The organism is Methylobacterium sp. 174MFSha1.1 (assembly GCF_900116815.1).
Classification (GTDB): Bacteria; Pseudomonadota; Alphaproteobacteria; order Rhizobiales; family Beijerinckiaceae; genus Methylobacterium.
Genome location: NZ_FPCB01000017.1, coordinates 51390 through 75733, shown reverse-complemented (window position 1 = coordinate 75733; position 24344 = coordinate 51390). Strand labels below are relative to the sequence as shown.

Sequence of the window (24344 nt, the reverse complement as noted above, 5' to 3'; positions counted from 1 at the left end):
CATGGAAATGAGCCACGACATCAGGGTGTCGTCGCCGCTCGTACCTGCCATCCCACATCAATGGCAGCTCTCGTGGGCTAAGCGGCCGTTCCAGCGCTTTTGTCCGAAAGGCCACTTATGGCGCACAGCCGAACAAGCGGCATGCGAACACCTGACCCATTGCAGACGGTCGAAATGTCCGCTTCCAGGCAGTTCAATGGACCCGGTTCGGCAACTTCTGGCCAGTAGTGGCCTGTCTACTCTGGGGAGGGCTTGCCAAAAGAGCAGACAAGGTCCTGCCGAACCAACCCAGTCGTAAAGCTCGATTTGCGTCGGCCTCAAAAATGGACACCAGCACGCCGCCAGTCACCGCCGCCCTGCGGCCTCCAAGCGGGTCCGGTCAACAATCTCGACCGCGCCTCGACGAAGTTCGATTAGGCCCGCCTCGGCCCATTGTGCCAGGATACGGCTCACCACCTCGCGCACGCTTCCGACATCGTCCGCGAGCTTTTGATGGGTCACCGCGGCGACGCCCCGTGAATCGGCTTCAGTGAGGAGGCGTTGCGCGAGGCGCTGCTTCAGCGGTGCGAACGCGACCTCGTCGATCAGCGTGAACAGGCCGGACATCAATCGCGTGTAGTCATCCATGACGAATCTGCGGAACGCCGCGCTGTCGCCGATCAGGTGCTGGAACGTGCCGACCGGCAGGGCCGCGAGTTCGGTCCGCTCCTCGGCCACGCTCTGCGCCGGAAAGGTGCCGCCGGACAGGAGACACTGAGTGGTGAGGGGGCAGGTGCCGCCCGGGCCAACCTTGTAGATCAGCACCTCGCGTCCGCCCTCCGACATCCGGAAGATCCGCGTGCGTCCCTCCAGGCACATCAGGTAGTTGGCACACTCGCCATTTAGTTCGTAGGCGATGGCGCCTGCATCCAGCACCGGGAAATGCACGGTTCCCCGAGCGATCTGAAGATGCGCCGGGCTGAGAGCTTGAAGAAGCGGAAACCGGTCGATCCACCGCTCGACCTTTTGGGCATCCGTCATGGCTGGCGTGGTCCCCCGGCCATGACGACGGGTTGATCGTCCGGCGCGCGTTGCGTTTTCCTCCCGCCGCGCCGGATTTGTGTGACCTGGGTCACCGACCGGGTGCAGCGGCCCGGCATAGCATCGCGACACAACGAACACGATAAGGGTGCCCGCCATGCGTGGCGCCCGCCGGGAGTAAACCGATGCGCCGCTTAGCCCTCAGCTTCATGCTCGCCGTCTTCGCTGCCGGCCCCGCCGCGGCCGAACAAGATCTGCTGCTCGGAGCCGACATGTCCTCGCCTGCCATGACGAAGGCCGAGATGAGCCGCGCCGACGTAGAGGCGATGATCCAGGCCGCGGACGGTAAGCCCATCGACCTGCACGACAAGGCGCTGTCGGGCCTCGATCTCTCCGGGTTGAATCTCCGGGGCGTCAACTTACGAACTGCGCGCCTGAACAAGGCCAATCTACGCGGCGCCGACCTCAGCGGCGCAAACCTCGAACAGGCATGGCTCCTGAAGGCAGACCTTTCCGGGGCCAAGCTCGCGGACGCGAAAATGTTCGGCATCACTGCGCGGGAGGCCAACCTCAGCGGGGCCGACCTCAGCCGGTCCATGCCCATCGGCGATTTCAAGGGCGCCAACATGAGCAGCGCCACGCTGGTCGATCTCAAGGGCGGAGCCAACATCAAGAATCAGTCCATGGGTCTGATGCGGGCGGTGTTCACCTCGGTGAACCTGTCGGGCGCGAACCTCAAGGGAGCCAACCTCGGCCGGTCACGCCTGGAGTATGCGAATCTTAAGGATGCCGATCTCACTGGCGTGGTGCTGATGGGCTCAGACTTGTCCGGGGCCAATTTGACCGGTGCTACGGTCACGGGCGCGGACTTCAAGAACGTCGATGTCAGCGGCGCTCGTCTCATCGACCTCCAAGGTCAGTCCGAGGCCAAGGACTGGGCGGAGAGGGTGAACATCGACCGTGCCGTCACTCAGGCATCCGATTGATCCGCCCGTTCACCAACCTGACGGCCCGCCTCTGACCTCAACGGTTTCTGTCTCAAGAAACCTAGTCAGCGGTAATCTACAACGTTCCCTGATATCAGCGAAGCCGCAAACTCGGGTTGCCCAATCGACAAGACTGGCTTCAAGCCAAAGCACGACGTTCGTCGTCCCCAGCCAAATCATCGCATCGCGTGATCAAAATGATCGATACGTTCCGTTGGATCGAACGAATGGACGCGGTCATGGTCGTGGCAGATCCAGTCCGCGAGGTGCACGCACCATGCCCGCAGCAGCCTTTCTCCGATCACGCGCGCTTGCTCTGTCTTCCATCCTGCCCGGCCTGAGCCTTTGCCTCGCGGTGACGGGCGCCGCCCTCGGGCTGGAGATGGTCGAGAAGCATATCTTCGGCCGTGCGTGGCTGGAGGCTCTGGTCCTCTCCATCGTGCTGGGCACGGCCGTCCGCACGGCCTGGAACCCTGGTCGGCGCTTCGCTCGCGGTATCGCGTTCGGCGCCAAGACCGTCCTGGAAATCGCCGTCGTCCTGCTCGGCGCCTCGCTCAGCCTCGGGACGCTGCTCGCGGCCGGGCCGGGGCTCCTCGTCGGCATCGCGGTGGTGGTGGCCCTCGCCATTGCGGCGAGCTACGGCATCGGCCGAGTTCTCGGGTTGACCCCGCGCCTGGCCATCCTCGTCGCCTGCGGCAACTCGATCTGTGGAAACTCGGCGATCGCGGCGGCGGCCCCGGTGATCGACGCGGACGGCGAGGACGTCGCCTCTTCCATCGCCTTCACCGCCGTGCTCGGCGTTCTCGTCGTTCTCGGGTTGCCGCTGCTCGTGCCGCTGCTCGGACTCTCACCGATGCAGTACGGTGTGCTCGCGGGGCTCACGGTCTACGCCGTGCCGCAGGTTCTCGCCGCAACCGCCCCGGTGGCCGCCCTCAGCGTCCAAGTCGGCACCCTGGTCAAGCTGGTCCGCGTGCTGATGCTTGGGCCAGTGGTCCTGGCTCTCTCGCTCGGGATTAGCTGGCTGCGCGCGGGGACGGGCGTGACCGTACCGCACCGCACGGCCGGCGAGCGCCCCGCCTCGGGCCGGATGCCGCTGCACCGGCTGGTGCCGTGGTTCATCCTCGCCTTCCTGGCCTTGACGGGTCTTCGCTCCGCGGAGCTCGTTCCCGAAGCGGCTTTGCACCCCATGGCCGCGGCGGCGAACGCGCTGACCATCGTGTCGATGGCGGCCCTCGGCCTCGGCGTCGACGTGCGCAGCGTCGCCAAGGCGGGACCACGCGTCACCCTGGCGGTAGTCGCTTCGCTCGCCGCCCTGACGGCCGTGAGCCTCGGGCTGATCCGCCTGCTCGGCATCGCCTGAAATAGGCCTGCCACCCGGCGCGTATGAGCGCGTTGGAGTCCGACCTTCTGCGATAGAGACACCCATGTCGAGCTTGACCGAGCGTATGGCGCGCCTGATCGTTCATGGGGAGCGCCCCTACAATGCCGAGCCACCGCTGACCCGCCTGCGGGCCCGTTACCGGACCCCTGCGGAAGACTTCTACGTCCGCTCCCACGGCGACCTGCCGGAGATCGACGCCGCCGCATGGCGCCTGTCCGTCGATGGCGCGCATGTCGGTCCCCTCGATCTGTCGCTGGCGGATCTGCGCGCGCGTTTTCCCGAGGCGACCGTCACGGCCACGATGCAGTGCGCCGGCAACCGCCGCGCCGATATGCGGGCGGTCGCCCCAGTCTCGGGCGATCCTTGGGACGGCGGCGCCATCGGGACGGCGGACTGGACCGGCGTCCGCCTCGGCGACGTCCTGCGTGCGGCGGGCGTAGCGCCAGGAGCGAACCTCCACTCGGACCTCCATGTGGCCTTCGAGAGCCAAGATGTGGTGGAGGGACGGCCCTACGGCGTCTCGATCCCGCTCGCCAAGGCGGTCGCCGGCGAGACACTGCTGGCCTTCGCGATGAACGGGGCATCGCTGTTGCCCGAGCACGGCTTCCCCGTGCGGGCCGTCGTGCCGGGCTTCGCGGGCGTGCGCAGCCCGAAATGGCTGAAGCGCATCACGGTGCAGGACCATCCCTCGACCAACCCGATGCAAGCCGACGACTACAAGCTGTTCCCGCCGGACGTGACGGCCGAGACCGCCAATCCCGCGAAAGGCCACACCATCGAAACGATGCCGCTTAACGCCGCGATCTGCGAGCCCGCGCGCGGAGCCCGGCTCAAGGCGGGCGAGACCACCATTCGCGGGTACGCCATCGCGGGAGATCGGGCGATCGTGCGCGTCGATGTCTCGGGCGATGGCGGTCGGTCCTGGCATCAAGCTACGCTGGAACACGAGGCCGGCGCTCCCTTCGCCTGGACGTTCTGGGAGATCGTGCTGGACCTTCCGTCCGGCGAGCGCGACCTCGTGGTGCGCGCCTGGGACAGCGCCGGGCAGACCCAGCCGGCGCGGCCGGACGAGACGTGGAACTTCAAGGGCTACCTCAGCGCCTCCTGGCACCGTGTGTGGGTCGAGGTCGCCTGAAGGGCCGCCCCCCGTCAGGGGGCGGCACGGATCAGGTCGAGCAAGGCGTCGGCGGCGCGACTGCGGTAGCGCTCCTTGTGGCGCAGGACCCGGAAGGTTCGCGTCGGCAGAGCGAAGGGCACGGCGACGAGCGCTCCGGTTCGCAGAGAGGGTCCGACCACCGCTTCGGATAGAACGCTCGCCCCGGCCCCCGCCACGACGGCGGCGAGGACAGCCTCGTTCGACGGCAGTTCGAGGGCAACCGTGAGTGCGTCCGGTGCGATGCCCAGCGCGACGATCGCCGCCTCGAAGGCGGAGCGCGTGCCCGATCCGGGTTCGCGCAGCACCCAGGAGACTGAAGCGAGGTCGGATCGTCCCGACCGCGCGCGTGCGGCCAACGGGTGATCAGGCGCGATGACGAGGATCAGCCGGTCCTCGGCGACCGGAGTGCTCGCGAGGCTGCCGTCCTCGATCGGGCCCTCCACGAAGGCGAGTTCCGCCGTCCCGGCTCGGACCGCCTCGGCGGCTTCGGCGGTGTTGCCGATGCCGAGCCGCAGGACGATGTCGGGATAGGCCGCCCGAAAGGCGACGAGGTGCCGGGGGAGCCAGTGGCTGGCGATGGTCTGGCTCGCCTGGATGGACAGCGTGCCGCGCCGCAAGCCGCTGAGGTCCGCGAGCACCTGTTCGGCCGCCTGGGCGCGGGCGAGCACCGCGCGAGCCTCGCTGAGAAAGACGCCGCCCGCTTCGGTCAGTTCGATGCCCCGGCCGACCCGGTGGAACAACTTGACGGCGTGCCGAGTCTCCAGTGCGCTGATGGCGGCGCTGACCGCCGACTGGACGAGGTTCAGCGCCTCGGCCGCCCGCGTGACGTGCTGGCGCTCGGCAACCGCCACGAAGATGCGCAACTGGTCGAGGGTCATGGCGTCTCGTGCTCGGCGGGGGCCTTGGCCGGCGTGGTCCGGCAGGGTTCGGATACGAGCATCACCGCGCGACTTCGCGCTTGCCCGAGACCTGCGCATCGACCGCCTCGGCGACCCGGAGCAGCCGCGCCTCGTCCGTGCGGGCCGTCACCACGTAGGACATCCCGGCATCGATCCACGAGAAGGCGGCCACGTCGTCGGCGCGGGCGTAGCGGAACACGCCGCGCCCGCCGGTCGGCCCGGCCCGGCTGTACAGGGTCAGGCGGGTGCCCCGGTCGTCGTCGTACATCAGCATCGCCGCCGGCTCGTCTCCGGCGGGGAGCAGGCGCCCGCCCATGAGCCGGAATCCCTGCGCCCGCAGGTCCGGCACGGTGACGGGCCGGCCCAGGCGCGCGCTGAGCCATCGCACGAGGTCGGTCGAGCCGTCGGCGCGGACCTCGACCGGATGGGCGGCCTCGACCACGTAGGTGCGGAAGGCGGAGACGGCCGCCTGCGTCATCGGTTCGGCGTGGGCGCCCGGGCCCGGCACGGCGCCGCGCCCGGCCCACCCGGCCGCGCCGCCGAGGGCGAGCAGGAGCGCCGCCGCCGCCGCGCTCGGCCACCGACGCGGGAGGCGCATCCGGCGCGAGCCTGCGAGGTTCGCGATGCGCAGGCGGGCGGGGATCGGCTCGTCCGCCACGGGCGCGAGGCGCGCCCGCAGGCGTTCCCGCACCTCCCGGTCGGCGGCGACCCGGGCGGCTGCCTCCGGATGCGCGGCGAGCCACGCCTCGACGCGGGCGCGGCGGCCCGGATCGAGCCGTCCGTCCACAAAGGCGTGCAGGTCGTCCTCGCCGACGGGACGCGGGTCGGACGCGGTCATTTCACCCTCCGCAGATGCCCGGTGACGATCGTGGGAGCCCGGTCGAGGAAGGCGCGCAACCGGCCGCGCGCCCGGCTGAGGCGCGACATCACCGTGCCGACGGGGATCGCGAGCACGGCGGCGACCTCGGCATAGGACATGTCCTCGACCGCGACGAGGAGCAGGACGGACCGCTGCTCCTCGGGAAGCGCGGCGATCCCGTCGAGCACGTCCCGCGCGCCCACGGCCGCCTCGGGATCGACCCCGACCTCCGCGATCTCCATCAGCGCCTCCGGGCCGACCTCGATGCCCCGGCGGCGGCGCACGCCTTCGAGGTAGCGGTTGCGCAGGATCGCGAACAGCCACGCCCGCAGATCGCCCTCGCGGCGCTGCGGCCAGGCGCGGATCGCCCGTTCCAGCGTGTCCTGGACGAGGTCGTCGGCTGCTTCGCGCTGCCGCAGCAGCGCGGTCGCGTAGCGCCGCAGGGCCGGAATCTGCGGTTCGATCAGGACGGCGAGGTCGTCCAAGGGTGGTCTCCGGATCGCGGCTACGGCGATGCCCGTGCCGCTGTTCGGAACAGAGATGCCGGAATTGCCCGAACTATTCCAAGCTTGGCCCCGGCGAGCCGATCACGCATCCGTGACCGCTTGACCGGGAGCGCCGGGGAATATCCCGGCCCGGCCGGCATCTCTCCCCGCGTGACCTCGACACTGCGGGAGAGACCATGCGCGGAGCACCGACGGCGATCCTCATCACCTTGTTCATGGCCGGGGGTGTCCTGGGCGGCGGCATGATGATGCGCGCCGGGCATGCGGAGACCGCCCCCGGCGGCTTCGATGCGATGATGGCCCAATCGATGGCGCGGATGCACGCGGACATGACGGTGTCGCCGTCCGGCGACCCCGACCGGGATTTCGCCGCCATGATGATCCCGCACCATCAGGGCGCGATCGAGATGGCGAAGGCCGAACTCGCATACGGCCGCGACCCGGTCCTGCGTCGGCTCGCGCAGGGCATCGTCGTCGAGCAGGCGCAGGAGATCGAGGTCATGCGCCGCGCCCTCGCCGAGCGACCGGTCGCGCAGACCCCACCGACGCAGCCGCCGGCCCGCCACCACCACTGAGCGGATCGCCGTCCCCCGTCCCGACCATCAGCGCGAAGAGACCTTCATGATGCGACACCTCATTCCGGCGACCCTGCTGCTCGCCCTCCTCGGCGGGACCGCGCTTGCGGGCCAGGCGCCGGGGCCCGCCTCGGCGCCGGACGTGCCGGTCGGCCCCCGCGACCGGTTCTACACCTCGGACCAGTTCTCCAACACGGTCTCGGTGATCGACCCAGCCGCCAATACGCTCCTAGGCGTGATCCGTCTCGGCGACACGACGCCCGCGAACCTGAGCCCGCTCTATCGCGGCCAGCTCCTGGTCCACGGCATGGGCTTCTCGCCCGACCGCAAGACCCTGCTCGCCGTCTCGATCGGCTCGAACTCGGTCAGCTTCATCGACACCGCCACCAACACTGTGCGCCGCACAACCTATGTCGGCCGCTCGCCGCACGAGGCGTTCTTCACGCCGGATGGGCGCGAGGTCTGGGTCAGCGTGCGCGGCGAGGACTACGTCGCGATCCTCGACGCGGGGACCGGCAAGGAGACGGGCCGGATCACGGTGCCAAACGGGCCCGGCATGACGATCTTCTCGCCCGACGGGCGTTACGGCTACGTCTGCTCCAGCTTCAGCCCCGAGACGGTCGCCATCGACGTGAAGAGCCGCGAGATCGTCGGGCGGATCAAGCAGGAGAGCCCGTTCTGCCCCGACATCGCGGCGACGCCCGACGGCAAGCAGGTGTGGTTCACCCTCAAGGACGTCGGCCGCGTCCAGGTGTTCGAGGCCACGCCGCCGTTCAAGGCGCTCAAGACCATCGAGACCGGACCGATCACCAACCACGTCAACATCGCGCGCACGAAGGCCGGGCAGTTCGCCTACGTGACGATCGGCGGCCTGAACCAAGTGAAGGTGTTCCGCACCGACGACTTCTCGCAGGTCGCGACGATTCCCACCGGCGCGCTCCCGCACGGCCTCTGGCCCTCGGGCGATGGTTCGCGGATCTATGTCGGCCTGGAGAATGCCGACGCGGTCGCGGTGATCGACACCGGCAGCAACGCGGTGATCGCCACCATCCCGATCGGCCAGGGGCCGCAGGGGGTGGCCTACGTCCCGGACGCGGTGTCGGAGGGAGCGGGTGCGCCGAACCTCCAGCCGCTGGGCGCGGCGGGCCAGTCGAGCACGCTGACGCTGGCCGGGCCGGATGGCAAGGCGGCCACGCAGGTCACGCTGTTCGACCAGGGCGTGTTGCAGACCCTGCAGGCGGCGGTGACGGGCCTCACGCCGAAGAAGCCCTACGTGCTGGCCCTGTCGGCCGATCCGAAGGGCGCCGGGCCGCTGGAGCCGCTGGCCGCCTTCATGACGAACCCGGCGGGCGCGGCCATCGTCAACGCCGTGGGCCCGATCCGGCAGGTGACGCAGAACGCGAACGAGGCCGCGCGGCGAAGCCTCGTCATCGTCGAGGGCAAGCCCGGCGAGACCGGCGCGACGGTCCAGACGCAGGCACCGCGCTGACGGGACGAGGGGGGCGGTCGCCGGACCGCCCCCTGTTTCCAGCCGCGCCTCAGTAGGTGTCGGCGAGGTAGGCGGCGATGGCCTTGGCCTGCGCCGCGTCGATCGGCGCGTGGTAGACCTTGACCATCTTGGTCACCTCGGACTCCCAGAAGGCCGCGCCTTTGCCGGGCGGCTGCATCGCGATGTAGTCCACCGAATGGCAGACGAGGCAGTTCGCCTGGGCCGCCTCGAAGCCCTCCGCGTGCGTGCCGGCCTTCGGCGCCCGCAGCTCCGCTGTCGGCTCCGGCACCGCGTAGGATTTCGGGGCGGCGAGGGCCGCGCCGGTGGCGAGGGCAAGCGCCGCCGTCAGGGCGAGGGTGGTGCGGGTCATCGTCGTCACTCCCTCAGGCCGCGCGCACGCGGGTGGTCTCGACCACGTTGCGCAGGTACCCGGCCGGGTTCCAGCGCGGCTCCATCGGCTGGCTCGCCCCGTCGTTGGCGGTTGCCCGCACCCGGATCGCGTGCGCCCCCTGCGACAGCTCCGCGTCGAGGGTCCAGGGCCGGAAGGCGTAGGGGCCGAGATCCTGCCCGAGCCGCGCTTCCGCCCAGGTCTTGCCGTCGTCGGTCGAGACCGCCACCGACTTGATTCCCGAGCCACCATCGAAGGCGATGCCGCGCAAGGGCGTGCGCCCGGCCTTCACGTCCGCCCCGTCGGTCAGGTTGGTGAGAAAGGAGCGCACGGTGAAGCGGTTGATCGGCACGGTCTTGTCCGCCGCCTTGCCGGGTTGCGTGCAGGCGCAGTCGTTGTCGGGGATGCGATAGGCCTTCTGCATCCAGAAGCCGTCGAAGGATTTGTCGAGCACGCTGATGCTCTCCAGGTGCTTGACCCAGTAGGTGCCGTAGAATCCTGGCACGACGAGGCGCAGGGGATAGCCGTTGAGCCAGGGCAGATCCTGCCCGTTCATGCCCCAGGCGAGCATCACCTGCCCGTCGCGGGCGTGGTCGAGCTTGAGCGACTTGGCGAAGTCCGGCGTCTCCGGGATCACCGGGCCGTCAAGGCCGGTGAAGGCGACCTCGACGGCGCCCGCCTTCACCCCGGCCTTGTCGAGCACCGCCTTCAGCGGCACGCCGGTCCATCGGGCGCAGCCCATCGCCCCGTTGGCGAGCTGCCCGCCGGCCATGCGCGGTTCGAAGAAGCCGCGAGAGTTGCCCGAGCACTGATTGACCGCGACGATCTCGGTCGTCGGCATCGCCTTCAGGTCGGCGAGCGAGAGCGAGACCTCCTTCTCGACATGGCCCTTGATCGCAACCCGGTAGGTCTCGGGGTCGATCTCGGTCGGGATGTCGGCGAGGTGGTAGCGCACGAAGAACGCGTCGTTGGGCGTGATGGCGCCCTCGTCGAACACCGAGAACGGGGTCTCCAGTTGCGGCGGGCGCGCGGTCATCTGGAGCAGCGGGCGCTTGCCCGGATAGGCCACCAGGGGCCGCTCGCCGTTGCCGAAGGGCAGCGTGGTGGTGTCGCCCGCGAGTGCCCGCAACGACGCGAAGCTGCCGCCGCCGAGGCCCGCCAGGGCGGTGAGACCCGCCCGCCTGATGAGATCGCGTCTGTCGAGCATCCGATTCCTCCCCGGTTTCGCGCGTGACTCCGGCGACCGGGCCCGCGACGTGCGGAGGAGGAGACGCACGTCGCCCCCGGTCTATTCGCGGCGGGTCGAAATAAATTCCGCGGCCCGCGCCGGTCAGCCGGTGCAGGGGCGTTCAGAGAGGCCGGTGGCCCGGTCCAGGGCGAGCCGCAGGCGGTCCGTCTTGGTCGGTTCGGTGAGGAGCACGGCCACCTCGGCCAGCAGGGCGAAGCGCTCGGCCGGCACCGTCTCGGACAGGAGGACGTAGCGGCGCCCCTTGCTGTCCCAGCGCGCCACACGCAGGTCGCGGTCCCCTTGCGCGATCTCGAGTCCGGCCTGCCCGCGCGACGGCCTGCTCCAGACGGCGAGCCGGCAGCCGTGACGCCCCTCGTAACCGGCAAGCCGGCCAGCCGAACCGTCACCCTCGGACAGGTAGACCAAGCGGAAGCCCGCCGCCCCGAGATCGAGGGGGAAGCCGTTCAGGCCGCCCGCGGGCTGCATGGCGTTCGCGGGTGCGCCCGCCGCACTCCAGGCCATGAAGGCCGCGCGCGCGGCGTCGGCCGGCGGGCGAGACGACGGGGCCAGCCAGCCGGTACCGACGAGGACGACCAGGGCCGCGGCGCACGCCCATCCGAGGGAGGCGCGGGCCATCGGCGCGCGCGGGGGCGGCACGACCGCAGCCTTCACCTCCCGTTTCACCCCCTGCTTCAGCCGGGTCAGGGTCGCGACCCGCGCGGCCAGGACCGGATCGCGGGCCAGCGTCTCCGCGACCGCGCGCCGGTCCTTCGCATCAAGTTCCCCATCGACGTAGGCATTGAGGGTCTCCCAGCGCATCACGGCCCCTCGCTCCCATCGGACGGCTCGGCGATCCGGTGCAGCATGATCCGCCTCGCCCTGTGCAGACGGCTCATGACCGTGCCGACGGGAATGCCGAGCCGTTTGGCGGTCTCCCGGTAGCTCAGGCCTTCGACGTCCACGCAGGTCACGACCTTTCGGCAGGGTGCATCGAGGGTGGCGAAAGCCTGGCGCACGGCGATGGCCTCAATCAGGCGGTCGTCGAACCCTTCGTCGGGCCAATCCACGAGATCGTCCTCGCGGCGGGTCCGGTTCCGGCGGAGCCGATCGATCCAGGCGTGGCGCACGATCCGGAACAGGTAGGCGCGGGCCGCCCGCGGTTCGCTCGGCGTCGTCCCCGTCGAGAGCGCCTTGAGGGCGCTCTGCTGCATCAGGTCGCGCGCGGCGTCGGGCTCCCGCGTCAGCGTCAGCGCGTAGCGGAACAGGCGCGGCCACGCTTCGACGAGGTGCTCACCGATGGACCGCATCCTGATGTGTCATCCTCCCCGCACTCCATAGCACATCGATGCATGTCCACACAGAGTCGCAACGGTCGTCGATGGTTGTGGATGTCGGGAGGCCTTACACCTCTGCAGCGCTACTCGGAGCGTTGCTGTTGCTGAACAATCGATTGCAAGCTCGTATGTCTGCTTTCAGGCATTGTGAGGATGCGGTTTTAAGACCGGGGTGGGCGCGAAGCTGAATGTCCGGTTCCGGGTATCGAGTTGATGTCCGCTCATGGCGCTTCCTTGCCCTTGACGAGTCTGATTGAAGCGGCTCGGCATGTCCTGTGGAGGCTCGCTCCGGCATCTTGGCTGACCTCGCCGAGCAGCTCGCCCCGGCCCTGGCGGCCGCCCCGCCCGAGGCGATCGCCCGAGCCGCCGAGCGATGCCCGAGCCTCCGGCGATACCCCGTCGGGATGGCGTCCCCCAAGGTCAGGACCGCCCTGCGCAGCGGGGACATCTCGGGCTGGGACCTCGACCGCCAGCTCGCCGTCGCCGCCTCGCTGGGCCTACGGGCCCGGATCGTCCTGGAGCCGGCCTGAACCCCCGCGGGCCGACGTGCGCCCGCTGTGCGCCCGCTGTGCGCCCGTGAAACTGAACGATTGTTCAGCTTCAGAGGCTACGTCACGATTTCGGCGGGTCTTTCCGTGACTTGTCCTGGTTCCTTGCATGCCCCGGGCCCACCCTGCCCGGAGACGCAGGAGGATCCCATGGCGAAGCGGCTGACCCTGACCCCCGAGGAGCGCGCTGCCCACGAGCGCGCACTCTCCCGCAGGCGGAAAGCCGAGGAGCGCGAGCGCCGGCGCGACGCCGGACGGCCCGAGCCGGTCGTCCTGGACCGTGCGATCGGCGACGCGCTGCGCTCCTACCTCTCGCGCGACGACCGGTCCCTGACGCGGCCGCTCGACCCAGCGGCGCTCCTCCGGACAGTGCGAGACCACCTACTCCTGCGCAACGTGAAGCTGGAGCGGGCCGGCCGGGAGCCAGTCGTCTACGACCCTCTGCAGGTCGTCGAGGCCCTCAAGGAGCGCCTGTTGACCCCGGGGTGAGAGGCCCTCGGAAATTCGATTCATTTCCGAGTACAGCCGTTTCGAAGTCTAGGAGTAACGTACACGTATCCCTGGCCCCAAAACCGCCGACCGGACACGTCCCGGTTAACTTCCGCCCAGGGATAGCTTGCGAAACCCTCGGCCATCCCGTTGACGCAGGAATCCCCGCGCGCCCATCTTCAGGGCACCCCAGTCGCCGGAGCCGCCCCCATGTCGCACGCAGCCTACCTTGCCCTCGATGCAGGATCCCGGGTCGGTCAGGGGCTCGCGCTCGGGCACATGGCCGTCGAGACGTTCAAGGGTGAGATCCGCCGGGAGCGCCGGGCCGCGGCGTCCTCCGTCGCAGAGCTCGCGATCCGGCTCCAGGAGGCCCGCGAGGACGAGGACGCCGCCCTGCATCGGGCCGCCGTCGCCGAGCAAGCCGCCGCCCAGGCCCGGCGCGCCGCGGCGAACCTCGTGGTCGAGAACCACGCCATGGCGCAGGAGATCATGGCTCTGCGGGCCGAGCTCGCCGCCGCCCGTCGGGGCTACGCCGCCTGAGCCAGCCCGCCCCCTGAAACGAAGAAGGCCCGCCTCGCGGCGGGCCTTTTGCGTTGTGGGGTGCCCTAGCGGCCAAATGCGGGCCGGAACGGCGGGACCGGCGCCGGGGCGGGGTCAGCCTCGCGCTCCTGCCGGGCCTTCCAGCGGCGCTCCTCCGCCTCGTGAGCCGCCGCCTGGGCGGCCTCCTTCTCCAGGAAGGGGCGCGCCTCCTCGGGGGACAGGCCCATCTGGTGCAAGCGCTCTTCCAGGCTGAGGATCGGCCGCAGATCGGAGACGTAGGACGGGACGGGCGGAAGGGCCGCGTTCCGGTCACGGGGATCCCGCGCCAGGATGTGCGCCTCGATCCTTTCGGCCGGCAGGTGCTTGAGCAGGCGGAGCTCCGATTCCGTCAGCGTCCCCATCCACTGGATCACCACCGGGTTGATCGGGGGCAGGCGGTAGATCGCCTCGCGGTCCCGCAGGAGCCACAGTCGCGCGTACTCCTGGACGAGCTCGCCATGGCGCTCCGGGGCGAGCCACCGCAGGCCGGGGGAGAGCGCCGCGGCCGGAGCCGGGGCGATGGCCGGAGCCACGGCGGCCCCCCGCCCGCGGGCGTCGTCGTTGGCGACCGCGGCGTCCGCGAGCGACCGTGCGGTCACGGGTGGCGTCGGCAACATCGCGCCGAGCGTGCGCCCGACCGTCCCGCCGACGGCTTCGACGGCGGCGCCGGCCGCGATCGCGGTACCTGCCCCGGCGAGGGCAGCCCCGCGGCCGAGGGCGGAAGCACCCTTGCCGGCGACGCGCGCGGCTTTGCGGGCGGGCAGGAGGTCGTCCCAGAGCAGATCGATGGCCTCGCGCGTCGCGGCGACCGCGGCGTGGCCGGCCGAGCGCAGGCCCGAGATGGCCGCCGTCGCGGCCTGCCCGATCGGGGCGAACAACGTGGCGAGGAAGGCGAGGAGACGGGTAAGCATTAGGAGAGGTCCCAGGCGGCCGAGGAAGGGGGAAGCGGGTGCCGCGAGGGGAGCTTCGGCTCGCGGGATGAAAGTCACAAAGCGTGACCGGTCACGATTTTTAGCGACGAGGTCCGTAGGTGTAGGCGGGCGTCAGCCCGAGCTCCGCCAGCGCCTCCGCGAGGTCGACCGACCGAGGCGGACCGCCCTTGCCGCCGCCACCGCCCGACGCCGGCGGAGGCGCGGCGGCCCCGGGGAGGACCGGCGGGAGCCGGAACGGGCCCAGTGCGCCGCCGCCCTCCAGGCCGTTCGCGAGGTGGCGGTGGAGTCGGTACGCCTCGCACCCGATGACGAGACCGAGCTGCGTCGCGTCCAGCCGGCCGACCCACGCCTGCAGCGGCGCCGGCAGCGGCAGCGGATCCGGCAATCTCTCGTGCCTGTAGAGGAGCACGCGCGCGTGCTGCTGGACGAGCTCCGCCACCGGCCACGACTGCCTCGGCGCGCGGACGACCTCGGGCATCGGCCAGGGCTCCCGGGCCGGCGGCGCCGGGGCCGGCTTCGCGCCGAGGAGGCGGCGCCACGAGGCACGGATTCGCGCGAGCATCAGGGCCTCCCTCACAGGCCAAGCCGGGCGCGCAGATCGCCGGGCAGCTGGGCGCGGTGCGGGTAGACGAGCCGGCGGGCGTGCGCGGCCTGGAGCACGTCGAACGAATCGGCGGCGGCGAGCCGGTGCCCGGCGCCCGACGCGACCGCGCTCCAGCCCCGCCCGTTGCGGTCCCGGCAGCGGTCGTCGTCGAGCCCGGACAGCCACCGGCACGCCGCGAGCAGGTCCTCCCGGATGTCGAACTCCTGCACGGCGGCGAGGTCCTCCTCACCGGCCGGCTCGCGAAGCCGGCGATCGACCGCTGCGACGACGTCCCGGGCTTCGTGCAGGAGGGCCCGCGCGAATCGGTGCTGCCCGGGGGTGAGACGGCTGGCGCCCGCGAACCCCGCCGCGAGGGCTGCCTTGTCCCGGAACGCCCACGCATGCCTCGCGAGCGCGTCCTCCAGGTCGGCTTGCACGGCTGCCAGTGCCTTCGCGTCGACGGGCCGACGGGCCGCCTCCCTCGCTTCAATCGCACCGAGCTCGGCGCGGGTGACACGCTCCCATGCCGCAAGCCGAAACGACAGCTTCGGCTCGGCCGGGGCGCGGGCGAGATCCCATGTCACGACGCCGTCCCGGACATCAAACCCGGCCTCGCGCATGCCGGTCCTGCAGCGATCCCAGGCCACGTCGGCGAGGCGCGTGCGGCCCGCGACGAGCTTCCCGTGGCCGGCCTTGCGGAACGCGAGGTCAAGGAACGGGGGCGCCGCATTTGCGGCGGCAAGGTTCGAGCATTCGGTCCTTTGAAGCATCGTCTCCACCAATCTTCCCAAATGATACCGAACCGCGTTTCGCTTCCCGATCGCTCGTGAATCGTCGCTTGCTGGTATTTTCGCCCTTGCGCGCAGTTTCGCAAGTGGGACAATCGAAGCGTGGTCTTGGATTCGGCCGGGGAGGCCTTCATGGAAGCCGAAGGCGGGCGTCTCGTGCGCCTGGTTACTTACGACGACGTAGTCGCACGCCTGCGCGAGGGCGTCGCACAGGCGGGATCCCAGCGCGCGTACGCGTGGGCTACGTGCCTGCACGAGGGCGACCTCGGTCAAGCCCTCCGGGGCCGCCGGCTCCCCTCCGAGAAGATGTGCAACTTGGTCGGGATCGAGCGGCATCTCGTCGTGATGGGCGAGCCCTACAGCCCGGTGTGGCCCCTCGATCTCAGCGGGGCGAGCGTGCTCGACCAGGAGCTCCACGCCCTGCGGGAGCGCCTCGCTCGTCGCAACCGGGGGCAGCGCGATGGCCTCTGAGACCCGGGGTGCTCCCGCAGGGGAGCGGGGGACCGCCGACCGCGTCGAGGCCGACGAGGGCATGTATTGGGTCCGCCTCGTAACCTGGCAGGCCCTCGACCGTGAAGGCGCCGCGATGCGGCACTGCGTCGGCGATGGGGACTACGACGCCCTCGTCGGTGGGGAGGATCTGGCCGACAACTCGATTTGGTCACTACGCCGGGCCGACGGCTTCTCCGTGCTGACCGTGCGGGTGCGGTGCCACGTGCTCGACTACGCGCGCGGGTACTCGAATCACGGCCCCGGCAAAGGCGCGGCCATGCAGGTCCAGCACCTCGCCGCCGCGTTCGCCGCCGCCGGGCACAGGTTCGGCGTCGACGAGGACACGGGGATCGTCCTGCTGGACGACGGCAGGTCGTTCCGCCGGGACCGCTTGCCTCCAGAGATCGTCGCGGCGCGCGAGGAGGTTGACCGGGCCCATCGCGAGATGCGCCGCCTGATGCGAGAGGCGCGCGAGGAGGCGCGGATGCTCCCGCTACGCGGCGAGGCCTACCTCGTTCCGAACGCCCCCGGTCTCCGCGTCACGTCCTTCCGCCCCATCGGCGAAATCGGGCCCTTCGAGCTGAGCGGGGGCGTCAGGATCCGCACGAACGAGAGGCCGGACGTGGCGATCATCGGAGCGGGCATCTCGCACGGACCGATCCACCCGATCATGGAGCTCACGGCGCAGGAGGCCGACCCGGTCGTCGAAGCGTGGATGCTCTTCCACCTTCAGGGCTTGGGTTTCAGGACGCGGTCCGGCATCCGGTTCGACGTACCTGCGCGGTCCCTGATCGGGGCTGGGATCGAACGTCAGAACATGGTCATCCTGGACGCCTACCGCGCCGCGATCGCGCGCGCCGGACAAGCGCAGGACCGCCCAGAGGACCAGCTCCCCCCACCGGCCGAGAGGCATCTCGTGGCCGGGGTCGAGCGGAATCCCGGCCCGATGCGAACGAGCACGCTCGAACGCGTCCGGCGGCTGCCGATCGGCACGTGCATCTACGACAACCTGATCTCCTACGAGGGCCCATGGCATCCGCACGCGGCCTACCAGCCCGGGACGATCGTGGCCGATGCGGGCCTCCCGTACCTCGCCACGTACGACGTGCAGGGAGGGGCGCGCCCCGGGGACGATCGAGCGCCGGAGTGGGTCCTCCTCGAAGGCGAACGCATCGATGCGGCCGTCCGGGACCACCTGCTCTTCGGCGGCATCGTTGCCGCGAACGAGACCATCGGGGAGGTCTACGACCGCCAGCGTCAGGACGCCTGGAGCAACCTGCTCGGCCCCATGCCCACGCCCCTCCCGTGGTCCGAGGAGACGATCACATCTCTCCTCGTTCCGGTCGAGCGGCCCGTGGAGGAGACACCGCCACCGCCGACTCTGCAGACCATCTTCCAGGCCCGTGGCTCGTTCGCGATCACCGCCGAGTTCGCCCGCATGTCAGGCATCCTCACCGCCCGCGCCGAGGGGAGGCCCTCGTGACGCCCCTCCCGATCGTCCCCGACCTCGCCGGCCTGGCCGACACGCCCGTCGGCGTCGAGCTCCCCCGCCTCGCCGTGGGGGAGCCCTGGTTCACCTGCCAAGTCGCCGGCCTCCAGTTCTACGACTACGCCCGGCGCGACGAGGACCTGGACGTCGTCGTCATGCCTGCGAACGGCGACGTGCTCCAGCTCGTCCGGCACCCTGAGAACGCCCACGACCGGAACGCCATCGAGATCCATTGGCGGAACACGCGGATGCTCGGGCACGTCCCGCGCACGGTCGCCTGCGACGTCGCCCCGCTCCTCGATTCCGGCGCGCCGGCGCGGGCCTACGTCGTCGACGCCGGGGACGGGGAAGCGTGGTCTTGCCGCGCCCTTGTCGTCGGCGCCGCGGCTGCGCCCTGGCACGAGCGCCACATGCGCCACGTCGTCAACGAAGCGCTGTATGCCGTCCCCGAGCGCGAGGCCCGCCTCCACCGCCGGACGCTGAAGCGGGCCGAGCGCGCGGCCGATCGGCAAGCCGCGATGCGGACCCGGCGTCTCCGGCAGGCGGTCGAGGTCCTGATGACCGTCCCGTTCGAGCCGGAGCTCCCCGCCGTCGGCTCGCACTGCGACCCGGAGACGCTCGCCCGGGCCCTGGGCTGCTCGCGGTCGACGATCGTCCGCCTCGCCGCGGGGGCCGGCATCGCGGTCGGCCGCTACTGCACCTGGCTCGGGATCACGCCCGAGCTCGACGCGGCGCTGCGCGCGTGGTGCCGGGCGCCGCGCTCGAAGGCCAACCTCGGGGAGGTCTGGGGCGTCCGGCACCACCGCCAGGAGCCCCCGTACGAGTGGGCGCGCGCATGACCCGAGGATACCTACGCGCCGCGATCGAGGCGCTCCCCCTGCGCCTGCAGACGGCCGAGCGCGACGGCGATCTCGTCCGAGACCGCCTCGTCCCCGGGCAGCCGCCCCGCGTCTACCGCGTCCGCCTGTTCCCGAACGGCCTCGTCTACGTCCCCGTCACCCTTCCCACCGGAGCCCGCGCATGACCCGCCCAGCCCACGCCTCCCTCGAAGCCGCTGTCGCCGACGCCCGGGAGGTCCTCGCCCGGCCGCCGGCGGAGCGGTGGCGCCGGCAGGCGCGGTACGCGGCGTACGCCAGCCGGCTCGTCGTGGCGGAGTACCCGGAGCACGCGGGCACCGACCTGGCCGCCGAGGGCCTGGCGCTCCGGGAGCGCCTGCGGAAGGCGTTCGAGGAGGCCTGCGCCGAGGAGCGGGCGGAGTCGAAGGCCGCCATCGCCGCGGCGCGGCGGCCCCCACGCTCCTAGGGCGCGAGCGTCCCCAGAGCGTCTTCGTCCGCGTCCGGGATCGCCCCCTGCGGCTCCGCCGGGAGCGGGTCTCCGTGTGGGTCCAGGCGCGCCAATAGGTGCACGTAAGCACCGAGCACGAGGTGATCCCGATCGCCGCCGCCCGTTGTCCAAACCCGATTCCGGGTCATGCCGATCCAGTGGTCATAGTCTGTGAACAAGTTGTCAGGGTCGTGGGGGCGATACGGATCGTAGAGGGACCCCGGCGGCTCGGCGAGGCGGTACGCCCCGAAACGCCCCGCCCACCGCGGGCACCAGATCAGGGCCTCGATCGGTCCGTCCTTCGTGAAGCGCACATCCTTCATGATGCGCCGCTGCAGCCCGGGATGGACCATCAACTTGCGGATCTCTGGGTGAAGGGGCGCTAGCTGGTAAACGGGGTGCGCGGTCAGCGCCGCGATCCCGTCCGCTGCCCGCTCCACCCACATCTCCCGCCTTGGCAAGTCCGGGTCGGCCTGATGCGGGCCGGGGTGGTGATAGGCGAGAGCGCGGACGAGGCGGGGGCGGGGCATGCCCCGTCCTACCCGCCCCCCCTTACCGGCCCGTTCACGCCGCCTCGGCGAGCGCCGCCGCGGCGGCGGCCCCGGCCTCCCGGGCGGCCGTCTCGTCGAGGACCTCCATCACCTCGGACAGCCGCACGGGCCGGTAGCCCCAGCAGTCGACGCCGACGTCGCACGACCGCGAGGTCGCCGGCAGGGACCCGTGCGAATGCCCATAGAGGTGAATGTCGCCCCGCCAGATGTTCGGCCACGTCCGATGCGAGTAATGGGACAGCCAAATCCCCTGGGCGCGCGGCATTCCCGGATCCTGCACGTGGACGCGCAGTACATCCACCGGCGGGGACGCCCATGGAAGCCTGTCGCCCCTCTCTTCATGATTGCCACGGATCAGGAACTTGATGCCGTTCAGGCGATCGAATACTTGCCGAGCGTAGGTATGACTGCACCCATACGCGAAGTCGCCTAGGTGGTACACGATGTCATGCTTGCAGACACGGTCGTTCCAGCGCGAGATCAGGACCTCGTCGTGCTGCTCGATCGAGGCGAAGGGGCGCGGGCGGTCCATCCTGGGCGAGAGGATGCCCTTGTGCCCGATGTGAGTATCCGAGACGAACCAGGTGACGGGCATGGGGCCCTCCGAATGCATGGGGGAACGCGGGCCGCCGAGGATCCCGGCGGCGGGTGGCGGCCTTCAGGCCGGGCGTTTCCGTATGCGGAGGGTGGTCGTCATCGGGGCAGACTCGGGCATCGGGGGGCGCCGGGCAAGGGGGCACCCGGCCGGAACGGGGTTGTCCCTGGGCTACGCGGCGGCGAGCGCCTCGGGTTTGTCCTCCTCCGCTGCCTCGTCCGCCTCGGGCTTCGTCCGCTTGCCCTTGCCGGCCAGCTCGCGCTCCCGGCGCCGGCGGGCGAGCTCGGCGCCGAGCGTCTCGATCGAGGGGAGCGTCGCCGCGGCGGCCTCGGCCTGGTGGTAGGCGTACCCACACCACTGCTCCATGACCGGCGCCTTCAAGTCGAGGCGCTTGTCCGCAGTGTAGTGCCGCTCCAGCACGTTGTCCGTCGGCACGCCCTCGTTGTGATCGACGATGAGCTCGATCGTCGCCCGCAGGATCCGGAGCTCGCTCTGGCACAGCGAAGTCATCCCGCGGCGCAGGTCGTGCGGCGAGGCCCGGACGCCCATGTCGAGGAGGCGATGATTGATGGCGGCGGGGGAGAGATGCCCGTCGGCCGGCGCGCCCGCCTTGCGCGGACGGACCTGGGGGAACAGGAACCGGCTTCCCCCAGCGCGATCGATCTGCACCCGCAGGCGCTGCCACAGCGCCGGCGGGAGGGGGACGCAGTGGAGTGTCCGATCCCCGCGCTTGGCCGCCGTCTTCCGGTGGATCGGGCGCATCGCCCAGACGCCCCAGCCGGGCTGCTCGACGTACTCGACGAAGTCGCCGACCTCGGCCGACGCAATCGGCCGGCGCCGCTGGCCCGTCAGGACCAGCAGCTCCAGGGCCACGGCGAGGGACGGCTCCAGCACCCCGGAGTGCGCGACCGCGAGCGTGTAGCCGATCTCCTGGGCCGAGGCGAAATACTCGCCGGGGACCTTGCCGTTGGCGCGGGGCTTGTCGCCAGGCGTCCGCTCCGGGGCCTTGAGCAGGGGCATGCCTGCCTCGACGCCGCTCTTCTTCTTGTGCTCGTGCTTCGCCAGGTAGGACCACATGGGGCGCAGCACGCTTGCCAGATGCTCGGCGTGCCGTTCCCGGCCGGACGCATGGATCGCATGCACGATCGTGGCGAGGTCCTCGATCGTGATGCGCTTGACCCTCCGGCCCTCGAAGACGGCGAGCTCCGGCTGGTGCAGCATCTTGCGGTAGTCCGTGTGCGTGTCGGGGCGCCGGACCCGCTTGACCTCGGCGAGGTAGGCGGCGCGGGCTTCCTCCCAGGTCCACTCGTCCGGACGCCACATGTCCTCGAAGGCCTCGACGAGCGCTGGGTCCCGGGGGGTCGGGTTTTCCTCCTTCGGGGGCAGCTTCCGCATCTGGCGCAGCTTGGCTTCCAGCCAGCGGTCGTCCGGCACGCCGAGCCGGTCTACGAGCCGCCGCCGGGCCTCGGTCGCGATCGCGCGCGCATCCGCGAGCCGGAGTATCGTCGTCGAGCCGAGCGTCAGGCGGTGGGTCTTGTGGCCCGACTCGAACTTGAAGGCGAACTTCACCCCGCGGGGACCGACCCGCATGATGAGGCCGGGGCAGCCGGCGTCGATGACGTCGTACGCCTTCCCCTTCGGGACGGCGTCGGCGATGCCCTGTCTGACGAGGGCCTCGGTGAGCTTGGTGGGCATGGGGCGTTCTCGGGCGGATCTCGGGCGGACCATTTCGGGCGGATCGCCGCCCGGGCTCGCACCCATCCCTAGAGGGGAGACCTTGCCAAGACCTTGATCGGACATGCTAAACCCCGGGATATCGACACCTACCGGGGCGCGCCGATCCGGGCCGGAGGGGCCCGAAAACCGCTGACACGTGGAATCATAATCCTTGTGTCGGGGGTTCAAATCCCTCCTCCGCTACCATTCAACACCGAGCCAGACCAGGGTTCGGCCCAATACAATCAGCGACTTAGGCCAAAGCCCCGAGCAAGGACGCCGGGGCTATTTCATTTGGGCCCTGACCCACTGGGTCGGTTCTGGGTCGCCACCCCCCTCCCGCTAGGCTTGCCGGCGACCCGGGTCGCCCCGCCGCGGGGTTCCTGTGGATAACCTGGCCCGCCGTTCCCGACCCAACGCCCGCGCCAGGTCGGCCGGCGTCGAGGCCCCGACGAACCCGGGCCCGCCCCGGCGCGCGGCCGCCGTCTCCAGATCCTCCGCCATCGCCCGCCGGAGGGCGTCCCGCTCGTCCCCGGCGGCCGCGGCCACGATGTCGTCCAAGCTGAGCATTGACCGTCTCCCCATGGAGAACAGATAGGGAACAAGCGAGGCGGTTCAACGGAGGGGACGCGATGGAGGTGCCGCGGACGCTGGGGGCGTTCCCCTACCGGCGGGTCGTCATCGTCTGCCCCTGGTGCCCCCGGCGCCGGGGCTCCTACGACACCGAGAGGCTGATCTCGCGCCTCGGGCCCCGGGCGAGCCTGGAGGAGGTCATGCTGGCGCTGGTGGCGTGCCGGTGGCCGAAGGCGTGGGGCAAGCGGGGGCCGTCGCAGTACGTGCCCTGGTGCCGTGCCAGGTTCGCCGACCTGGGGAGCCGGCGCCCTCCGGACCGCGACGTGCCCGGACCCTGATTGTCACTTTCCGCTCCACCCCACCACCTGGAGCGGAAAGTGACAATCGCCGCGCCCAGGCTTTCCGTTAACCGTGCCGCACGACCCTGCTTGACCGAAGGAATCCCGAGCTGCGATCCCTGGTCCCACGCCGACGAGAGGTCCGCCGTGAAACGAATACCCGCCCCCAAACCGACCGAGAGACCCATCCCGGGGGCGTGACGCCGCGCGCGCAGCCCCCTTCCGACAGGAGGCTGCCTTCATGACCAACCGACCGCTCACGCACCACCGCAACCTGACGCCCTCGAAGGGCACCCTCTGGCTCGTGGGCGATACCCACTTCGGCCACGCCGGGAGCATCGGCCATTCGGGCCGCCCCTTCTGCGACGTCGCCGAGATGGACCGCCTCCTGATCGAGGCCTGGGTCTCGTGCGTCCGCCCCACCGACACCGTCGTCCACCTCGGCGACTTCGAGTGGGGTCACACCCCGGAGCGGACCGCGCAGATCTTCGCGGCGCTCCCCGGGAAGAAGCACCTCGTCGTCGGCAACCACGACAGGCCCAGGGTCACCGGCTTGCCCTGGGAGAGCGTCCAGGAACGGCTCACGATCCACGCCGCGGGCCGGAAGGTCGTGGCCGATCATTACCCCCTCCGCGCCTGGCCGGGCAGCTTCCACGGCGCCCTGCACGTCCACGGCCACACGCACGGGACGCTCCCCGGGACGTCGCAGTCCTGTGACGTCGGCGTCGACGTCTGGGGCTACGCGCCGGCCCGGCTGGAGGACGTAATCTCCCGGATGGAGGCGACGCCCGACCTGCCCGAGGAGCGCTGGCGGGCCGACGCCCGCGAGGCCGAGCAGGCCTGAAACGCCGAAGGGCCCCCGGCGGCGAACCGGGGGCCCTTCGGCGTTTCAGGCTATGGGCGCGGCCCGGGCGGTTCCGGCAGCTCGTCGAGCTCGCGCTCGATCTCTATCGCCGCCTCCGTCATCACGTCGGCGCGTTCCTCCAGGCGGGCTATCTCCTCGTCGAGGCGCTCCGCATGCTCCCGCAAGATCTGCGGCAGGGCAGCCGCGGCCCACGGCAGGACCTCCATCGCACCGGTCCGCCACCGGCTGACCGAACGGGGGTCAATCGAGTCCCTCGGCCCGTCGGGGTGATAGGCCCCGAGCGCCCTGGCGAGCGGCTTGGCCCAGTCCTCCCCGCCCGTCAGGGCCCGGCCCGCGAGGACCACCATGTCGCGCGGCGTCATCAAAGCTTCTCCCTCCAAAGGACCGTGCCGCGTTCGGCGTCGGCCCAGTAAAACAGCTCCCACGGCTCTCCGTCGAAGACGCGGCCCCAGGCCAGGACCGCCCCGTTCACGAGCGTGGCGGCGAACTCGTCGGCGATGCGCTCCTCGCGGTACCAGGCCGGGCGGCGCTTGCCCGTCGAAGCCTGGACGCTCGCGATGCGGCGGCGGGCCTCCTCGACGTCGGTGACGTCGGAGAGGGCGTTGAGGACGGCCTCGGAGACCGGGTTGACGTAGCGGGCGGGGATGGATGCGACGGCCATG

General features: G+C 70.8%; 31 protein-coding genes. 15 read left to right on the top strand and 16 right to left on the bottom strand.

Going from position 1 to position 24344, the window contains the following annotated elements:
* Positions 1-345: 345 nt before the first annotated feature.
* Entirely contained in the window at positions 346-1020 is a 675-nt protein-coding gene (locus tag BM430_RS15920; RefSeq protein ID WP_093568230.1) for a Crp/Fnr family transcriptional regulator, read from the bottom strand.
* A 185-nt stretch (positions 1021-1205) separates the two neighbouring features.
* Here BM430_RS15920 and BM430_RS15915 point away from each other — a divergent pair, with 185 nt between their 5' ends.
* The 3 genes from BM430_RS15915 (at position 1206) to BM430_RS15905 (ending at position 4522) form a co-directional block, all read left to right on the top strand.
* Positions 1206-2006, top strand: a complete 801-nt coding sequence (locus BM430_RS15915; RefSeq protein ID WP_091950948.1) for a pentapeptide repeat-containing protein — start codon at positions 1206-1208, stop codon at positions 2004-2006.
* 277 nt (positions 2007-2283) lie between these two features.
* Positions 2284-3366 (top strand): YeiH family protein, encoded by a 1083-nt coding sequence (locus tag BM430_RS15910; protein WP_091950946.1) that lies wholly within the window; start codon positions 2284-2286, stop codon positions 3364-3366.
* A 64-nt stretch (positions 3367-3430) separates the two neighbouring features.
* Positions 3431-4522, top strand: coding sequence for a molybdopterin-dependent oxidoreductase (locus BM430_RS15905; protein ID WP_091950944.1), 1092 nt, complete (start codon positions 3431-3433; stop codon positions 4520-4522).
* Positions 4523-4536: 14 nt separating this feature from the next.
* Here the strand turns inward: BM430_RS15905 and BM430_RS15900 are convergent, their stop codons facing one another.
* From BM430_RS15900 to BM430_RS15890, 3 genes are all read right to left on the bottom strand, one after another.
* A complete protein-coding gene (locus BM430_RS15900) occupies positions 4537-5421 on the bottom strand; it encodes a LysR substrate-binding domain-containing protein (RefSeq protein WP_091950942.1) in 885 nt (294 codons plus the stop codon).
* Between the two features lie 61 nt (positions 5422-5482).
* On the bottom strand, positions 5483-6280 hold the full coding sequence (locus BM430_RS15895; protein ID WP_091950940.1) for an anti-sigma factor family protein: 798 nt from the start codon (positions 6278-6280) through the stop codon (positions 5483-5485).
* Complete coding sequence (locus BM430_RS15890; RefSeq protein ID WP_091950938.1) at positions 6277-6786, bottom strand: sigma-70 family RNA polymerase sigma factor; 510 nt, start codon at positions 6784-6786, stop codon at positions 6277-6279. The genes BM430_RS15895 and BM430_RS15890 overlap by 4 nt, the downstream gene beginning before the upstream one ends.
* A gap of 197 nt (positions 6787-6983) precedes the next feature.
* Between BM430_RS15890 and BM430_RS15885 the strand changes: the two genes are divergently transcribed.
* Positions 6984-7382: a CopM family metallochaperone gene (locus BM430_RS15885; RefSeq protein ID WP_093568229.1), complete on the top strand. Its 399-nt coding sequence runs from the start codon at positions 6984-6986 to the stop codon at positions 7380-7382.
* 49 nt (positions 7383-7431) lie between these two features.
* On the top strand, positions 7432-8871 hold the full coding sequence (locus BM430_RS15880; RefSeq protein WP_091950973.1) for a YncE family protein: 1440 nt from the start codon (positions 7432-7434) through the stop codon (positions 8869-8871).
* Positions 8872-8920: 49 nt separating this feature from the next.
* Here the strand turns inward: BM430_RS15880 and BM430_RS15875 are convergent, their stop codons facing one another.
* From BM430_RS15875 to BM430_RS15860, 4 genes are all read right to left on the bottom strand, one after another.
* On the bottom strand, positions 8921-9241 hold the full coding sequence (locus BM430_RS15875; RefSeq protein ID WP_174804894.1) for a SorB family sulfite dehydrogenase c-type cytochrome subunit: 321 nt from the start codon (positions 9239-9241) through the stop codon (positions 8921-8923).
* A 13-nt stretch (positions 9242-9254) separates the two neighbouring features.
* Positions 9255-10466, bottom strand: a complete 1212-nt coding sequence (locus BM430_RS15870) for a SorA family sulfite dehydrogenase catalytic subunit (protein WP_091950930.1) — start codon at positions 10464-10466, stop codon at positions 9255-9257.
* A gap of 123 nt (positions 10467-10589) precedes the next feature.
* Positions 10590-11306 (bottom strand): anti-sigma factor family protein, encoded by a 717-nt coding sequence (locus tag BM430_RS15865; RefSeq protein WP_093568228.1) that lies wholly within the window; start codon positions 11304-11306, stop codon positions 10590-10592.
* Complete coding sequence (locus BM430_RS15860; protein ID WP_091950927.1) at positions 11306-11794, bottom strand: RNA polymerase sigma factor; 489 nt, start codon at positions 11792-11794, stop codon at positions 11306-11308. The genes BM430_RS15865 and BM430_RS15860 overlap by 1 nt, the downstream gene beginning before the upstream one ends.
* Positions 11795-12117: 323 nt before the next feature.
* Between BM430_RS15860 and BM430_RS15855 the strand changes: the two genes are divergently transcribed.
* The 3 genes from BM430_RS15855 to BM430_RS15845 all read left to right on the top strand — a co-directional run bounded on the left by BM430_RS15855 (position 12118) and on the right by BM430_RS15845 (position 13398).
* A complete protein-coding gene (locus BM430_RS15855; RefSeq protein WP_143132053.1) occupies positions 12118-12351 on the top strand; it encodes a hypothetical protein in 234 nt (77 codons plus the stop codon).
* Positions 12352-12519: 168 nt separating this feature from the next.
* On the top strand, positions 12520-12858 hold the full coding sequence (locus BM430_RS15850; RefSeq protein WP_093568226.1) for a hypothetical protein: 339 nt from the start codon (positions 12520-12522) through the stop codon (positions 12856-12858).
* A gap of 210 nt (positions 12859-13068) precedes the next feature.
* Positions 13069-13398, top strand: a complete 330-nt coding sequence (locus tag BM430_RS15845) for a hypothetical protein (protein ID WP_093568225.1) — start codon at positions 13069-13071, stop codon at positions 13396-13398.
* 65 nt (positions 13399-13463) lie between these two features.
* Here BM430_RS15845 and BM430_RS15840 read toward each other — a convergent pair whose 3' ends face one another.
* The 3 genes from BM430_RS15840 to BM430_RS15830 all read right to left on the bottom strand — a co-directional run bounded on the left by BM430_RS15840 (position 13464) and on the right by BM430_RS15830 (position 16013).
* The gene (locus BM430_RS15840) at positions 13464-14348 is read right to left on the bottom strand and encodes a hypothetical protein (protein WP_093568224.1); all 885 of its coding nucleotides are present in this window, start codon (positions 14346-14348) and stop codon (positions 13464-13466) included.
* A 100-nt stretch (positions 14349-14448) separates the two neighbouring features.
* Positions 14449-14931, bottom strand: a complete 483-nt coding sequence (locus BM430_RS15835; protein ID WP_093568223.1) for a hypothetical protein — start codon at positions 14929-14931, stop codon at positions 14449-14451.
* An 11-nt stretch (positions 14932-14942) separates the two neighbouring features.
* Entirely contained in the window at positions 14943-16013 is a 1071-nt protein-coding gene (locus tag BM430_RS15830) for a hypothetical protein (protein ID WP_143132052.1), read from the bottom strand.
* Positions 16014-16046: 33 nt separating this feature from the next.
* Here BM430_RS15830 and BM430_RS34745 point away from each other — a divergent pair, with 33 nt between their 5' ends.
* From BM430_RS34745 to BM430_RS15805, 5 genes are read left to right on the top strand one after another with little or no spacing between them, the layout of a single operon-like run.
* Positions 16047-16211 (top strand): hypothetical protein, encoded by a 165-nt coding sequence (locus BM430_RS34745; protein ID WP_177303065.1) that lies wholly within the window; start codon positions 16047-16049, stop codon positions 16209-16211.
* Positions 16201-17715 (top strand): hypothetical protein, encoded by a 1515-nt coding sequence (locus tag BM430_RS35045; protein ID WP_093568220.1) that lies wholly within the window; start codon positions 16201-16203, stop codon positions 17713-17715. The genes BM430_RS34745 and BM430_RS35045 overlap by 11 nt, the downstream gene beginning before the upstream one ends.
* Positions 17712-18560 (top strand): HIRAN domain-containing protein, encoded by an 849-nt coding sequence (locus BM430_RS35040; protein ID WP_210188440.1) that lies wholly within the window; start codon positions 17712-17714, stop codon positions 18558-18560. The genes BM430_RS35045 and BM430_RS35040 overlap by 4 nt, the downstream gene beginning before the upstream one ends.
* Positions 18557-18745, top strand: coding sequence for a hypothetical protein (locus BM430_RS15810; RefSeq protein WP_143132051.1), 189 nt, complete (start codon positions 18557-18559; stop codon positions 18743-18745). The genes BM430_RS35040 and BM430_RS15810 overlap by 4 nt, the downstream gene beginning before the upstream one ends.
* Entirely contained in the window at positions 18742-19023 is a 282-nt protein-coding gene (locus tag BM430_RS15805) for a hypothetical protein (protein WP_093568218.1), read from the top strand. Before BM430_RS15810 ends, BM430_RS15805 begins: the two co-directional genes overlap by 4 nt.
* Here BM430_RS15805 and BM430_RS15800 read toward each other — a convergent pair.
* From BM430_RS15800 to BM430_RS15790, 3 genes are all read right to left on the bottom strand, one after another.
* The gene (locus BM430_RS15800) at positions 19020-19574 is read right to left on the bottom strand and encodes a hypothetical protein (protein WP_093568217.1); all 555 of its coding nucleotides are present in this window, start codon (positions 19572-19574) and stop codon (positions 19020-19022) included. The genes BM430_RS15805 and BM430_RS15800 overlap by 4 nt on opposite strands.
* A 34-nt stretch (positions 19575-19608) precedes the next feature.
* Positions 19609-20190: a metallophosphoesterase gene (locus tag BM430_RS15795; RefSeq protein ID WP_093568216.1), complete on the bottom strand. Its 582-nt coding sequence runs from the start codon at positions 20188-20190 to the stop codon at positions 19609-19611.
* Positions 20191-20361: 171 nt separating this feature from the next.
* A complete protein-coding gene (locus tag BM430_RS15790; RefSeq protein WP_093568215.1) occupies positions 20362-21885 on the bottom strand; it encodes an integrase family protein in 1524 nt (507 codons plus the stop codon).
* 653 nt (positions 21886-22538) lie between these two features.
* Between BM430_RS15790 and BM430_RS15780 the strand changes: the two genes are divergently transcribed.
* Positions 22539-22817, top strand: coding sequence for a hypothetical protein (locus BM430_RS15780; RefSeq protein WP_093568213.1), 279 nt, complete (start codon positions 22539-22541; stop codon positions 22815-22817).
* Between the two features lie 241 nt (positions 22818-23058).
* On the top strand, positions 23059-23661 hold the full coding sequence (locus tag BM430_RS15775; RefSeq protein WP_093568212.1) for a metallophosphoesterase: 603 nt from the start codon (positions 23059-23061) through the stop codon (positions 23659-23661).
* 50 nt (positions 23662-23711) lie between these two features.
* Here BM430_RS15775 and BM430_RS15770 read toward each other — a convergent pair whose 3' ends face one another.
* The gene (locus tag BM430_RS15770) at positions 23712-24044 is read right to left on the bottom strand and encodes a hypothetical protein (RefSeq protein WP_177303064.1); all 333 of its coding nucleotides are present in this window, start codon (positions 24042-24044) and stop codon (positions 23712-23714) included.
* Complete coding sequence (locus tag BM430_RS15765; RefSeq protein WP_093568211.1) at positions 24044-24343, bottom strand: hypothetical protein; 300 nt, start codon at positions 24341-24343, stop codon at positions 24044-24046. Before BM430_RS15765 ends, BM430_RS15770 begins: the two co-directional genes overlap by 1 nt.
* Position 24344: the final 1 nt, after the last annotated feature.